Raw genomic sequence first — 14,326 nt, 5'->3', positions numbered from 1 at the left:
ACGGCTCCGCCGTCCACGCGTCCAGCAAGCGCTTGCATTACTGCTGCGCCCAAGTGAGTTGAACGCGTGGACGGGGAACCCGTCCACCCTACATCTGTTTGCACTGGCGCAGCTCGCAGCGCGCCATGAACACTTTTCCACTGTCGCAGCGCATGCGATAGACCTCCACAGGCCCCGGCTCCGTGATCAGCCCGGCGCCCTGCCCGCCCGTACAGCCTTGCTGCTTCGCCATCTTCTCGACGGTGGCCGACGACACGCCCGTGTGGAACGGAATCGTCTCGACGGCGGGCGTTGCGTCCGCCACGGGCGCGGCCGGCGCGGGCGGCGCCGGCATGCGCTTGTGCAATATGGAACAGCCGCCCAGGCCCACCACGGCCGCCAGGGCCACCAGGGCGAACGACAAGAGGACCGGAGCGCGCCGCATGATCAGAACGTCAGCGTCTTGACGCCGTCGCCCGTGCCCAGCAGGCAGACGTCGGCGCCGCGGCGGGCGAACAGGCCGACGGCGATCACGCCGACGATCTGGTTGATGTCCGATTCCAGCGCCACCGGATCCGTGATGGACAAGCCGGCCACGTCGAGGATATGGCCGCCGTTGTCGGTGACGAACGCGTCGCTGCTGCCCGGCTTGGTGCGCAGGCGCGGTTGCCCGCCCAGTGCGGCCAGTTTGCGGCTGACGGCGTTCGCGGCCATCGGCACGACTTCGACCGGCAGGGGGAATTGTCCCAGCGTCTCGACCAGCTTGGAGCCGTCCGCGATGCACACGAATTTACCGGACACGGACGCGACGATCTTTTCGCGCGTGAGGGCCGCGCCGCCGCCCTTGATCATGGCGCCGGCGGCGTCGATCTCGTCGGCGCCGTCCACGTAGACGGAAATCGATGCGACGTCGTTCAGGTCGAACACCTCGATGCCGTGACCGCGCAGGCGCGTCGCCGTCGCTTCCGACGACGCCACGGCGCCCTTGATGCGCGATTTGATCTTGCCGAGTTCGTCGATGAAGAAATTGGCGGTGGAGCCGGTGCCGACGCCGATGATTTCGCCGTCGACCACGTAGTCGATGGCGGCGCGGGCCACTGCCTGCTTGAGTTCGTCCTGGGTCATGATGTTGGTAGAAGGTGAAGAATCCGACATTTTAACGGATTCGCATGCTGTTCTTGCCACATCCGCCGCGGTGCGCCGCATCTTCGCCGCGCTTTCGCGACAGTTTTCATGCCAATTGGGCATATAATCTTGCAACCGAAGAAACACTGGCCACGACACATGCTCCGGACCCTGCACACCCTGCTGCTCGCCTTCGTCCTCGCCCACACCGCGACGGCCGCCGACTTCACGCCGACCGCCCCGAGCGGCCCCTACCGCGTCGGTTTCCACGTCCGCCAGCAGTACGACCGCGCGCGCGTCTACCAGCACCCGCGCAATCCCGTCACGGCGCAGGCGACGAGCGGCGACCGTTCGCGTCCGCTGCAGACGCTGATCTGGTATCCGGCCATCGGCACGGGCGGCGCGATGGTCTTCCGCGACTACGCGAGCACCGTCGCGACCGAGGAAGAATTCAGCCGCATGCCCGACCAGGTGCGCCGCGCCACCGACGCGCTCGTCGAGACGCGCGGCCCGGAGGTCCGGCACGCGCTGCAAAGCCCCATGCACGCGCTGCGCGACGCGCCCGAGCGCCCCGGTAAATTCCCCGTCGTGATCTACGCGCCGAGCCACAGCGCCTACGCCGTCGAAAACGCCGACCTGTGCGAGTATCTTGCAAGCCATGGCTATATCGTGATCGCCACGCCGTCGCTGGGCCCGCGCTCGCACGCGATGACGGCCGACCTCGAAAGCGCGGAGGCGCAGGCCGCCGACATCGGCTTCCTCGTCGGCTACGCCCACACGCTGCCGCAGGCCGACACGCGCCGCATCGCCGTCGTCGGCCACAGCTGGGGCAGCCTCGCGAGCGTGCTGGCCGCGGCCCGCGACGACCGCATCCGTGCCCTCGTCACCCTGGACGGCTCGCTGCGCGCCGCCTACGACTACGTCAACGGCGGCCCGCGCGCCGCGAAATACGTCACGCCGGAACGCCTGGGCATCCCGCTGCTGTACATGACGCGCCTGCAGGACGAAGGCGCGATCGGCAGCGAACTGCTGGCGCGCATGCGCTATGGCGACGTCTACCTCGCCACGCTCGATGCCGCGAGCCACCTGGAATTTTCGTCGTGGTCGCAGCGCATGGCCCCGGACGCCGCCTTCGCCGGGCGCACGCGCGCCCAGGTCGCGCAGGCGTACGGCGCGATGGCGCGCCTGGTGGAACGCTTCCTCGACGCCCGCCTGAAGAACGACGCCCCCGCCCGCCGCCAGCTGGACGACGCCCTCGCCGCGAACCGTCCGCCGCCCGGCTTCCTGTCGTTCGTCGTGCACCGCGCCGCGAGCGCGCCGCCGACCCTGGACACCTTCCTCGACCAGCTGGGCCAGCAAGGCTTCGAGCACATCGCCGCCATCTACGAACGCCTGCACGCGCAAAATCCGGACCTCGCCCTCGGCCCGCTGCAAGCCCACGAGTGGGGCATGAAGCTGCTGCGCGAGCACCGCGCGGCGGACGCCATGCAAGTGTTCCGGCTGGGTGTGAAGCTGTATCCGGAACGCTTCGATTTCCTCTACGATGGCCTGGGCCAGGCGTACGAAGCGACGGGCGAGCGCGACGCGGCCATCGCCAATTACCGGCAGGCGCTGGCGCTGGAGCCGGGGCAGATGCATGCGCGCGAAAGGCTGGGGGCGCTGGGCGTGCAGTGACGGCGCGCCCGTCGCGTCCCCGCATCCGCCGCGCCGATGAGTGCCGAATCGGTAAATCCGAAAAATATTTCCACAAGGAACTTAATAAATCGAACAATATGGTCGTCCTGTCATTAAGGAACAGTTATTGAACGTTCCTTGACCTTCGCACAACAAGACACCGACCATGCTGAGCCTTCACACCAACCCCGCTTCGCTTTCGGCCCAAAATTCGCTGGGCCACACGCAGACCGCCCTGTCGACCTCGATGACCCGCCTGTCGACCGGCTACCGCATCAATTCGGCAGCGGACGACGCCGCCGGCCTCCAGATCGCCACCCGCCTGAAGTCCCAGACGAGCGGCATGGCGGTCGCCATGCGCAACACCCAGAACTCGATCTCGATGCTGCAGACCGCCGACGGCGCGCTGAACGAAGTCAACAACGTCCTCACGCGCATGAAGGACCTGGCGACCCAGGCCGCCGACGGCTCCTCGTCGGCCAACGACAAGACGGCGATGCAGGCCGAATACGACTCGCTGACGGACGAACTCTCCAATATCTTCAGCAACACCAAGTTCGGCGGCACCCGCTTGCTGAACATGAACGACCCGGCGGATGCGAATCCGGCCAAGGCAGCGCTGGCCGGCAAGCTGAACGGTACCGTCAAGTTCCAGATCGGCGCCGACAGTTCGGAAACCATGAGCGCGACCTTCGCCACCGAACTCGGTGACGTCAAGACCGCCATCCGGAGTGCGACCGGCGGCGATCCGGCCGTCGCCGGACGCTTCGCGGGCGACAGCTCGGCCACCGTCGCGACCATCGGCCATGCCCTGGCCGACCGCACGGGCGACGCCAACGCCGCCAACAACGGCACCGCCGACGCCACGGCCGCGATCCAGGGCGTGAGCGACGCCATCGACGCCGTGTCGGCGCTGCGCTCGAAGCTGGGCGCGATCTCGAACCGCCTCGATCACGTCTACAACAACCTGGCGAACATCTCGAGCAACACGCAGGCGGCGACGGGCCGCATCATGGACGTCGATTTCGCGACCGAATCGTCGAGCATGACGTCGAACCAGATGCTGATGCAGGCCGGCACCGCCATGCTGAAGCAGACCAACGGCATGTCGTCGATGGTCATGTCGCTGCTGCAGTAAGCGCGGCCCGTCCTAGTCGGACGGCAGGCAGCCGTACAGGCGCGGGCCTTCCCGCTCGCCATTCCAGATCTGGTGCACCACGGCGCGGCCGTCGGGCTGGCGCGCGAGGCAGAACCTGGCCTCGTAGGCCGCCGCCGTGCGCCCGTTGCCGCCCGGCCGCGCCTCGATGCGCAGGCTGTAGACCCGGCCCGGGGCCAACGGGACCGACGCCGTGCGCGGCAGCGACGCCACCCTGCCGCCGTACGGCACGCACATGCCGAACGTGAGGGGAAACGTACGGTCCCTGGGCATCGTCATCTTCCACACCGGGCGCGCGCCCTCCCACACGACGATCGCCTGGAAATCCGGCGTGCCCAGGCGTTCTTCGCGCGGGGTGATCGTGAAGCATGGGCCGCCGCGCGGGCCTTCGCGCACCTCGGCCTCGCCGACGCGGGCATGCGCCGGCGCGGCAGCGAGCCAGGCGCAAGCCAGTAAAAACGGAATCCGATTGCGGAGGAAGGTGAACATGGGACGTGCAGAAGATGAGCGCAAGGCGAAAGCCTACGGCAGCACCGCTGTCCAATTTTGAGGCCGCGCAAGCTCAGGCGGAGACGGACGCTTTCATGCGCACGAGCCGGCGCGCGCCGCCGCGCGGCAGGTTGTCCGGGTCGCGCGGGTCGGCCAGGAAGCGCGCCAGTACCTGCTCGTACAACGCGAGCTGGCCCGCATAGCGGCGCTGGCGCATCACGCGCGGTTTGCCCATGTATTTCAGCGCGAAATAATCCGCGAGCAAGTCACCCTGGGCTTCCATGTTGTAGTCGGACAGCAAGGCACCGGGACGCAGCTCGTAGCGGTACGACAGGCCGATGCGGACGGCGCCGCGCAGCCGCACCGGATAACCGAGCTGGTGCTGCCACACATGCACCATCTCGTGCATGAACCAGTGGATCGTGTGCGGGTCGCCCGCCGCGTAGTCGGGCAGGTAACAGGAGGGGTGGAAATAGATGCTGCCGTTGGGCGTCATGGCGCAGTTTTTCGGCTGCACCAGCGGCAGGTAGCGGCGGCCGTGGACGCGCACGCGCGCGCAGTCGATGGCGTCGCCGAACAGCAGCGACGCCATGCGTATCTCGCCCGGGGTCAGGCCCCGGAGCCGCGCTTGTCTCACCTGCGCCGCAGGCGATGGAACTCAGGCAGCCTTCAGCGCGGCGGCGGCTTTCGCCAGTTCGGTGATCTTGCCCCAGTCGCCGGCCTTCATCGCGTCGGCCGGGGTCAGCCAGGAGCCGCCCACGCACGCGACGTTCTTCAGCGCGAGGAATTGCGGCGCGGTCTCGATCGAGATGCCGCCCGTCGGGCAGAACGTGATGTCGGCCAGCGGACCGCCCAGCGCCTTCAGCATGCCGACGCCGCCCGCCGGCACGGCCGGGAACAGCTTCAGCTGCTTGAAGCCGGCTTCGCGCGCCACCATCACTTCGGACGGGGTCATGCAGCCCGGCAGCATCGGCAGGCCGCTCTTCTTGGCGGCGTCGATCAGCGCCGGGGTCAGGCCCGGCGACACGCCGAACACGGCGCCGGCGTCACGCGACGCGGCCAGTTCTTCCGGCTGGGTCAGGGTGCCGACGCCGACGATCGCGCCTTCCACCTGCGACATCGCGCGGATCGCCTCCAGGCCGTGCCTGGTGCGCAGCGTGACTTCGAGCACGCGGATGCCGCCGGCGACGAGGGCCTTGGCGAGGGGGACGGCATGGTCCGGATCGTCGATCGCGATCACGGGGATCACGACGGCCGATTTCATGATGTCCAGCAGGGTCATTTCAGTACTCATCGTTGTGCTCTTTCGCTTATTTGGATTTGCGGAACAAAAAGTCTTCGTCCGAACCGGGCATGATCTCGCCGCTGTCGGTGCCTTCGTGCAGGGGAACGGTCGTGTCGATCGGCGACGGCAGCGGGAAGTGGGCGGCGCCCTCCTCGGCCGCGCTGACGGATTTGCGGAACACGTCGAACAGCTCGCGGCCCATGCCGATGTGGTTCGAGCTCAGGTCGGCGGTCGCCATCTTGCGCGCCACCCACACGTCTTCCGGCACCAGCGCTTCCAAGGTGCCCTGGGTGGCGTCGACGCGGATGATGTCGCCGTCGCGCACGAGGCCCAGCGGGCCGCCGGCCAGGATTTCCGGCGACACGTGGATCGCGGCCGGGACCTTGCCGGACGCGCCCGACATGCGGCCGTCGGTCACCATCGCGACGTGGTAGCCGGAGTCCTGCAGATTGGCCAGCGCCGGCGTCAGCGCGTGCAGTTCCGGCATGCCGTTGGCGCGCGGGCCCTGGAAGCGGATCACGGCGACGAAGTCGCGGTTCAGCTTGCCGGCCTTGTAGGCATGCATGAACTCTTCCTGCGAGTCGAACGTGAGGGCCGGGGCTTCGACGATGTGGTGCTCCTTCTTGACGGCCGAGATCTTCATCACGGCGCGGCCCAGATTGCCCTGCACGAGGATCAGGCCGCCGTTGTCGCTGAACGGGTTCGTATGCTTGCGCAGCACGGATTCGTCGCCGCTCTGTTCCGGCAGGTCGCGCCAGACGACCTTGTCGCCGTCCAGGAACGGCTCCTTGCAGTGGTTGCGCAGGCCGTGGCCGAGGATGGTGTTGACGTCGTCGTGCACGAGGCCCGCGTCCAGCAGTTCGCGGATGACGAAGGTCGGGCCGCCCGCGGCCTGGAAATAGTTCACGTCGGCGTCGCCGTTCGGGTACACGCGCGTCAGCAGCGGCACGACCTTGGACAGCTCGTCGAAGTCGTTCCAGTCGATCACGATGCCGGCCGCGCGCGCGATCGCGACGAGGTGCAGCGTGTGGTTGGTGGAGCCGCCCGTCGCGTGCAGCGCGGCGATGGCGTTAACGATGCACTTTTCGTCGACGATGCGGCCGATCGGCATGTATTCGCCGCCCTGCTGCGAGATCTTGACGGCATGCTGGGCCGCGGCGCGGGTCAGCGCTTCGCGCAGCGGCGTGTCCGGGTGGACGAAGGCGGCGCCCGGCAGGTGCAGGCCCATCATCTCCATCAGCATCTGGTTGCTGTTAGCGGTACCGTAGAAGGTACACGTACCGGCGCTGTGGTAGGCCTTCGCCTCGCCTTCCAGCAGCTCTTCGCGCGTGGCTTCGCCCTTCGCGTAGCGCTGGCGCACGGCGGCCTTTTCCTTGTTCGAGATACCGGTCGCCATCGGACCGCCCGGCACGAAGATGCCCGGGATGTGGCCGAAGTGCAGCGCGCCGATCAAGAGGCCCGGCACGATCTTGTCGCAGATGCCCAGGTACAGGCTGGCGTCGAACATATTGTGCGACAACGCGATGGCCGTCGACATGGCGATGGTGTCGCGCGAGAACAGCGACAGCTCCATGCCCGGCTGGCCTTGCGTGACGCCGTCGCACATGGCGGGCACGCCGCCCGCGAACTGGGCCACGGCGCCGACTTCGCGCACGGCGTCCTTGATGACCTTGGGGTAGGCTTCGAACGGCTGGTGCGCCGACAGCATGTCGTTGTACGAGGAAACGATGGCGACCGACGGCTGCTTGTACTCGCGCAGCTTGAGCTTGTCGTTGGCCGGGAACGCGGCGAAACCGTGCGCCAGGTTCGTACACGCCAGCACGCTGCGCTGCACGCCCTTCACGCGCGCGGCATCGAGATGCGCGAGATAGGCCTGGCGCGACGGCCGGCTACGCTTGATGATCCGGTTGGTGACCTGTTCTACTACGGGGTGCAGCGCCATGATCTGTTCCTTGTGAATTAGATTTCTGAAATTTTACTACGTTTTGGACGCGGGCGCATGTCGGCGCGATGTGTCGAAGGTGACGGCCGAAGCATGCGAAGGATCGTAGGGTGGGCGCCCCGCGCCCACCATGCCTCCGTGCCGTCGGTGACGAATACCGGCGATTTTGTGTAGTGATTTTACGCCCGGTTCCTGTATGATTCGCTAACCTGCATAAAATGACATCATACCGTCCAACACCATGCGCCAACCACTCCTGACCAGCACCGCCAGTTACCAGGCCCTCCAGACCCACGCGCTAGACGCCAAGCAATGGCAGATGCGCGACCTGTTCGCGCAAGACCCGCAGCGCTTCGAGCGCCTGTCCGCCGATGCGGCCGGACTGTTCCTAGACTATTCAAAAAACCGCCTGGACGGGCGCACGCTTGCACTGCTGGCAAACCTGGCGCGCGAGCGCGGCGTGGAGCGTCTGCGCGACGCCATGTTCGCCGGCGAGAAGATCAACCTGACGGAACACCGCGCCGTGCTGCACACCGCGCTGCGCGCGCCGAAGGACAAGCAGATCACGGTCGACGGCCAGGACATCACGCACGACGTGCATGCGGTGCTCGAGCGCATCAGGACGTTCAGCGACGCCGTGCGCAGCGGCCAGTGGCGCGGCCATACGGGCCGTGAAATCACCGACATCGTCAACATCGGCATCGGCGGTTCCGACCTCGGCCCGAAGATGGTCTGCCTGGCGCTGCGCCAGTTCGCCCATCCGCGCCTGACGATGCACTTCGTGTCCAACGTCGACGGCCACGACATGGACGCCGCGCTGTCGCGCGTGAATCCGGAAACGACGCTGTTCATCATCGCGTCCAAGACGTTCACCACGGCCGAGACCATGATGAACGCGAACACGGCGCGCAGCTGGTTCCTCAAGCATGCATCGGCGCAGTCGGGCGAACAGGCGCTGGCCAAGCATTTCGTCGCCGTGTCGACGAACGTGGAAGCCATCAAGAAGTTCGGCATCGACCCGGACAACATGTTCCCGTTCTGGGACTGGGTCGGCGGCCGCTATTCGGTCTGGTCGGCGATCGGCCTGCCCGTCGCGCTGTGCGTGGGCTACGGCTACTTCGCCGACTTCCTCGCGGGCGCGCACGCGCTGGACGAGCACTTCCGCACCGCGCCCATCGAGCAGAACCTGCCGATGATCCTCGCGCTCGTCGGCTTCTGGAATCGCGAATTCCTCGGCTGCCCGTCGGTGTCGATCGCGCCCTACCACCAGGACCTGAACCGCTTCCCCGCCTACCTGCAGCAGCTCGACATGGAAAGCAACGGCAAACGCGTCACGCGCGCCGGCGACATCATCACCGACTACGAAACCGGCCCCGTGATCTGGGGCGACGTCGGCACGAACGGCCAGCACGCCTACTTCCAGCTGCTGCACCAGGGCACGGACGTGACGCCGATCGACTTCATCGCCGCGCTGCGTCCCGCGCACGAATTCCTCAACCACCACGCCGCGCTGCTGGCCAACTGCTTCGCGCAGTCGGAAGCCTTCATGAAGGGCAAGATGGCGGACGAGGTGCGCTTGGACCTGGCTGGCCAAGGAGGAGAAAATTCTGCCGCCGAGATCGAGCGCCTGGTCCCGCACAAGACCTTCCCGGGCAACCGTCCGAGCAATACGATCCTGATGGAATACCTGACCCCGGCGACGCTGGGCGCCCTGATCGCGCTGTACGAGCACAAGACGTTCGTGCAGGGCGCGCTGTGGGACGTGAACAGCTTCGACCAGTGGGGCGTCGAACTGGGCAAGGTGCTGGCCAAGAAGATCGAGGCGGAACTGAACGGCGCGTCGCATCCGGAGCAGCACGACGGTTCGACCAACGGCCTGATCGCCCGCGCCAAGGCCGCCATTTGAGGAGACGAGGAGACGCTCCATGAAAAACGAAAAATTCCACATCGTGCACGACGAGCCGATGCTGGTCGGCGAATCGGCCGTCTGGCACGCGATCGAATCCGCGCTGTACTGGGTCGACATCGACGGCAAGTCGGTGCACCGCCTGCACCCGTCGAGCGGCAAGTACTCGCGCTGGAACACGGCGACGGAACCTTCCGCCATCGCCGTCGACCAGGACAACAACCTCGTACTGTCCACGCGCGCCGGCTTCGTCTACCTGAACACGACGACGGGCGAGATCAGCGACATCGTGGCGGCGCCGTACGACCCGGCCATCGTGCGCTTCAACGACGGCCGCACTGACCCGGCCGGCCGCTTCTGGGTCGGCACGATGTACGAACCGCGCGACCAGCCGAAGGCCGAGATGTATGTGCTCGACAAGGGCGAGCTGCGCCTGGCCTGGTCGGGCGGCATGACGAACTCGAACGGCCTGTCGTTCAGCCCGGACGGCAAGACGATGTACCACTCGGACACGACGAGCCACCGCGTCGACGCCTACGACTACGACGTCAGGACGGGCACGGCGTCGAACCGGCGCAACCTCGTCACCTTCCCGGACGACAAGAAGGCGCCGGACTACGGCGGCCGTCCGGACGGCGCGACCGTGGACAGCGAAGGCAATTACTGGTCCGCGATGTACGAAGGCGGCCGCATCGTCAAGCTGTCGCCGACGGGCGAGCTGCTGCAGGAAGTCGAACTGCCGGTGCGCTGCCCGACGAGCCTCGCGTTCGGCGGGCCGGACCTGCGCACGCTGTACGTCACCAGCGCCAGCAAGGGGCGCTCGAAAGAAGAGCTGGCAAAGTATCCGCACAGCGGCAAGGTGCTCGCGTTCGCCGTCGACGTGCCGGGCATCGAGATCGCCGAATACCGCAGTTGATTTTTCGGATGCGCATGGTGGGCTCGGGGAGCCCACCCTACGATTGGTACCGTAGGGTGGGCACCCCGTGCCCACCAAGACGCGTGCACGACGATGCCGTTTTCCCTCGCGCCCACGCGCACACGGATGTGGCAACATAGTCCCCAGCCACATCCTGCGACGTAGTAAATTTTCTTGCGCTATCAATATTCGTGTAGTAAATTTACAGCATTTCACTCCTCGACAGACACCATGGCTCTTTCCGATTTCGATCTCGTTTTCTTCGGCGGCAGCGGCGACCTCGCGATGCGCAAGCTGTTGCCGGCGATGTATGCTCGTGACGTGTGCAACGACCTGCCCCCGACGGCGCGCATCATCTGCGTCGGCCGCGACGCCATGTCGCAGGAAGCGTTCATCGAGATGGTCGAGACCCATGCGAAGCCGCACGTGAAGGAAAACGTCGACGCGGCCGCGTGGCAGGCGTTCCTGGACCGCATCACCTACGTCGCCGTCGACGCCGGCAACGTGGCGACCTACGCCGCGCTCGCCGAGGCGCTGCGCAACGATCCGTCGCTCACGCGCGTGTATTACCTCGCCACGCCGCCGCAGTTGTTCGCCACGATCTGCGAAAACCTGGCCGCGGTGGGCCTGGCCACGCCGGAGTCGCGCGTCGTGCTGGAAAAGCCGCTGGGCCGCGACCTCGCGTCCGCCAAGCAGATCAACGCCGACGTCGGCAAGGTCTTCGCCGAATCGCAGATCTACCGGATCGACCACTACCTCGGCAAGGAAACCGTGCAGAACCTGCTGGCCCTGCGCTTCGGTAACATCCTGTTCGAGCCGCTGTGGCGCCGCGAGTGGATCTCGGACGTGCAGATCACCATCGCCGAAAAGATCGGCGTCGGCAACCGCCTCGGCTATTACGACAACTCGGGCGCCCTGCGCGACATGCTGCAGAACCACCTGCTGCAACTGCTGTGTATCGTCGCGATGGAGCCGCCGACGTCGATCGCGCCGGACGCCGTGCGCGACGCCAAGCTGCAGGTCCTGCGCTCGCTGAAGCGCTTCACGCCGACGACGCTGTCACAGAACATCGTGCGCGGCCAGTACCGCTCGGGTTATGTCGACGGCCAGCCGGTGCCGGGCTACCGCGACGAACCGGGCGCGCCCAAGCAGTCGAAGACGGAAACCTTCGTCGCCATGAAGGCCGAAATCGACACGTGGCGCTGGGCCGGCGTGCCGTTCTATCTGCGCACCGGCAAGCGCATGGCCGACCGCCTGGCCGAGATCGTCGTGCGCTTCAAGCCGATCCCGCATTCGATCTTCAACCAGCCGACGTCGAGCTTCCAGCCGAACAGCCTCGTGATCCGCCTGCAGCCGGACGAAGGCCTGTCGATGAACCTGATGGCCAAGACGCCGGGCGATTCCATGCGCCTGAAGCAGGCCGAACTCGAACTCGATTTCCGCGAACAGTTCAAATCGCCGCGCATGGAAGCGTACGAGCGCTTGCTGCTGGACGTCCTGCGCGGCCAGCTCACGCTGTTCATGCGCGGCGACGAGCTGGAAGCCGCGTGGGAATGGGTCGAGCCCATCCTCGCCTACTGGGAACAGGACGACACGACGCCGGTCCCGTACACGTCGGGCACGTGGGGCCCCGCCGCCGCTTCCGCACTGATCGGCCGCGACGGCCTGCAGTGGCGCGAAGAGGCGCTGCCGGAAGACTAAAGGAACCGCCGTGCTGCTCGATTCCATCCGTACCCAGCTCGACTCGCTGTCCAAGTCCGAGCGCAAGGTGGCGCTCGCCGTGCTGGCCGCGCCCAGCGCCACCGTGAGCCAGAACATCACGGCGCTGGCGCGCAGCGCGCAGGTGTCCGAGCCGACCGTCGTGCGCTTCTGCCGCACGCTCGGCTACGACGGCTGGCACGAGTTCAAGCTGAAGCTCGCGCAGGGCCTCGCGCTGGCGCTGCCGGGAGCGACCGAGCAGCCGGCGCAGGACGACCTGGCCGCGGACCTCGTCAACAAGATCTGCAGCCGCTCCATCAACACCTTGCTGGACCTGCGCAACAACCTGAAACCGGAGCTGATCCAGAAGGCGCTCGACATCCTGTCGCGCGCCAACAAGATCGAGTTCTACGGCCAGGGCACGTCGGGCTTCGTCGCGGCCGACGCGCAACACAAATTCTTCCGCTCGGGCGTGCCGACCGTCGCCTACACCGACCCGGCGATCCACGCCATCGCGGCCGCGCTGCTGCGCGAAGGCGACGCACTCGTCGCGATCTCCCAGCGCGGCAACAATCCGTCGCTGACGCGCTCCGCGAAACTGGCGCGCCGCGGCGGCGCCGAAGTGATCGTGCTGGCGCCGTCCGGCACGCCGCTCGCGGAGATGGCGAGCCTGTTGATTCCGATCGATCTCGTGTTCGCGATCGACCCGTACACGCCGATCTCCGCGCGCCTGGCCTACCTCGTCGTCATCGACGTGCTGGCGGTCGGCCTCGCGCTGCAGCGCGGTCCGGAATTCCGCAAGAAGATGCAGAACGCGCAGAAGGCCTTGCAGGAGTTCGACCTGCAGTTCGATTCCTTCATCGGCTGACGTCCAGCACATGTCGGCGCCGGTCTTCTTCGAGACACCGGAAGACTTCCGCGCCTGGCTCGCCGCGCACGCGCACGAGGCGCGCGAGCTGCTCGTCGGGTTTCACAAGGTCGGCACGGGCAAGCCGTGCATGAAATGGGCCGAATCGGTGGACCAGGCGCTGTGCTACGGCTGGATCGACGGCGTACGCAAGGGCGTGGACGCCGATACCTACACGATCCGCTTCACGCCGCGCAAAGCCGGCTCGATCTGGAGCGCGGTGAACATCGACAAGATCGCGAAGCTGCGTGAACAAGGCCTCATGACGCCGGCGGGCGAAGCGGCGTTCGCGCTGCGCTCGGAACACCGCTCGCGCGTGTATTCGCACGAGCGCGAAACGCCCGCCGAACTGGAACCCGCGGACCTCGCCCGCTTCAAGCGCCACAAGGCCGCGTGGGCCTTCTTCGAAGCGTGCCCGCCCAGCTATCGCAAGCGCATGCTGCACGTGGTGACGAGCGCGAAGAAGCCGGAGACGCGGGCGGCGCGGCTCGAGCGGCTGATCGACGCGTGCGCGGAGGGGCGGCGGCTCGACGAGTGGCAGCCGGCCAAGCGTCAATAACCGACCGTGAACCGCTGCCGCACATGCGCCGGCGTCTCGATCTCGTCGACCAGCGCGACCGCGTAATCCTCGTACGAGATCGTGCTGCCCTTCTCGCCCACCAGCAGCTCGTCCTGGGCCAGGCGGAATTTGCCGGTGCGCTCGCCCGGCACGAACAGGGCGGACGGCGAGATGAACGTCCAATCGAGGTCGCTCGCGCCGCGCAGCGCGTCGAGGAAGTCGGCGCCCTTCGTCGCCTCGGCCTTGTACGCGGCGGGGAATTCGGGCTGGTCGACCAGGCGCTTGCCCGGCGCGACGAACAGGCTGCCCGCACCGCCCACGACGAGATAACGTTTAACGCCGGACTTGCGTACCGCATCGATCAACGCATCCGGCTCGCTGTCGAGAAAGCGCACGGCACTGATCACGGCGTCGTGGCGCTTCAGCACCTCGGCCAGGCCGGCCGCGTCGGCGACGTCGCCGCGCACCGCCGTCACACCCGCGCGTGCCGGCACTTTCGAAGGATCGCGGACGATGGCCGTGACCTGGTGGTTGCGCGAAACGAGTTCGTCGAGGATGCGCGTGCCGACGTTGCCGGAAGCGCCGATGAGAGCGATGCGTGCCATGTGAGACTCCATAAGTCTGTGGTTGAGAACAGGTCTAAAAACGAGACCGCAAAGGCATCTTATGCTAGTCTGTGGATGCCGCACA

At 66.8% G+C, this 14,326-nt stretch carries 14 protein-coding genes; 7 read left to right on the top strand and 7 right to left on the bottom strand.

Annotation, left to right across the window (positions count from 1 at the left end):
• Nucleotides 1-88: 88 nt before the first annotated feature.
• A complete protein-coding gene (locus ISF28_RS08370; RefSeq protein WP_198116707.1) occupies nt 89-424 on the bottom strand; it encodes a hypothetical protein in 336 nt (111 codons plus the stop codon).
• A gap of 2 nt (nt 425-426) precedes the next feature.
• On the bottom strand, nt 427-1,104 hold the full coding sequence (rpiA, locus tag ISF28_RS08365; protein ID WP_198116706.1) for a ribose-5-phosphate isomerase RpiA: 678 nt from the start codon (nt 1,102-1,104) through the stop codon (nt 427-429).
• 159 nt (nt 1,105-1,263) lie between these two features.
• Here rpiA and ISF28_RS08360 point away from each other — a divergent pair, with 159 nt between their 5' ends.
• Complete coding sequence (locus ISF28_RS08360; protein WP_198116705.1) at nt 1,264-2,778, top strand: tetratricopeptide repeat protein; 1,515 nt, start codon at nt 1,264-1,266, stop codon at nt 2,776-2,778.
• Between the two features lie 166 nt (nt 2,779-2,944).
• Entirely contained in the window at nt 2,945-3,916 is a 972-nt protein-coding gene (locus tag ISF28_RS08355; protein ID WP_198116704.1) for a flagellin N-terminal helical domain-containing protein, read from the top strand.
• Nucleotides 3,917-3,928: 12 nt separating this feature from the next.
• Here ISF28_RS08355 and ISF28_RS08350 read toward each other — a convergent pair whose 3' ends face one another.
• The 4 genes from ISF28_RS08350 to edd all read right to left on the bottom strand — a co-directional run bounded on the left by ISF28_RS08350 (nt 3,929) and on the right by edd (nt 7,650).
• On the bottom strand, nt 3,929-4,423 hold the full coding sequence (locus ISF28_RS08350) for a hypothetical protein (RefSeq protein WP_198116703.1): 495 nt from the start codon (nt 4,421-4,423) through the stop codon (nt 3,929-3,931).
• A gap of 73 nt (nt 4,424-4,496) precedes the next feature.
• Nucleotides 4,497-5,015: a Rhs element Vgr protein gene (locus tag ISF28_RS08345; protein WP_198116702.1), complete on the bottom strand. Its 519-nt coding sequence runs from the start codon at nt 5,013-5,015 to the stop codon at nt 4,497-4,499.
• A gap of 66 nt (nt 5,016-5,081) precedes the next feature.
• A complete protein-coding gene (eda, locus tag ISF28_RS08340; protein WP_198116981.1) occupies nt 5,082-5,705 on the bottom strand; it encodes a bifunctional 4-hydroxy-2-oxoglutarate aldolase/2-dehydro-3-deoxy-phosphogluconate aldolase in 624 nt (207 codons plus the stop codon).
• 28 nt (nt 5,706-5,733) lie between these two features.
• The gene (gene edd / locus ISF28_RS08335) at nt 5,734-7,650 is read right to left on the bottom strand and encodes a phosphogluconate dehydratase (protein WP_198116701.1); all 1,917 of its coding nucleotides are present in this window, start codon (nt 7,648-7,650) and stop codon (nt 5,734-5,736) included.
• 241 nt (nt 7,651-7,891) lie between these two features.
• On the opposite strand from edd, the gene pgi reads away from it, so the two are divergent.
• From pgi to ISF28_RS08310, 5 genes are all read left to right on the top strand, one after another.
• Nucleotides 7,892-9,556, top strand: coding sequence for a glucose-6-phosphate isomerase (gene pgi, locus ISF28_RS08330; protein WP_198116700.1), 1,665 nt, complete (start codon nt 7,892-7,894; stop codon nt 9,554-9,556).
• Between the two features lie 19 nt (nt 9,557-9,575).
• Nucleotides 9,576-10,472, top strand: a complete 897-nt coding sequence (locus tag ISF28_RS08325; RefSeq protein WP_229518952.1) for an SMP-30/gluconolactonase/LRE family protein — start codon at nt 9,576-9,578, stop codon at nt 10,470-10,472.
• A gap of 231 nt (nt 10,473-10,703) precedes the next feature.
• The gene (zwf, locus tag ISF28_RS08320) at nt 10,704-12,173 is read left to right on the top strand and encodes a glucose-6-phosphate dehydrogenase (RefSeq protein WP_198116699.1); all 1,470 of its coding nucleotides are present in this window, start codon (nt 10,704-10,706) and stop codon (nt 12,171-12,173) included.
• Between the two features lie 10 nt (nt 12,174-12,183).
• Nucleotides 12,184-13,038: an SIS domain-containing protein gene (locus tag ISF28_RS08315; RefSeq protein ID WP_056443340.1), complete on the top strand. Its 855-nt coding sequence runs from the start codon at nt 12,184-12,186 to the stop codon at nt 13,036-13,038.
• A gap of 10 nt (nt 13,039-13,048) precedes the next feature.
• Complete coding sequence (locus ISF28_RS08310) at nt 13,049-13,636, top strand: YdeI/OmpD-associated family protein (RefSeq protein ID WP_198116698.1); 588 nt, start codon at nt 13,049-13,051, stop codon at nt 13,634-13,636.
• On the opposite strand, the gene ISF28_RS08305 is transcribed toward ISF28_RS08310, so the two are convergent.
• Entirely contained in the window at nt 13,630-14,241 is a 612-nt protein-coding gene (locus ISF28_RS08305) for an NAD(P)-dependent oxidoreductase (protein ID WP_198116697.1), read from the bottom strand. The genes ISF28_RS08310 and ISF28_RS08305 overlap by 7 nt on opposite strands.
• Nucleotides 14,242-14,326 lie beyond the last annotated feature (85 nt).

Origin of the sequence: Massilia rhizosphaerae (assembly GCF_016093545.1) — a bacterium.
GTDB lineage: Bacteria > Pseudomonadota > Gammaproteobacteria > Burkholderiales > Burkholderiaceae_D > Telluria > Telluria rhizosphaerae.
This window is presented reverse-complemented; position numbering and strand designations above follow the sequence as displayed.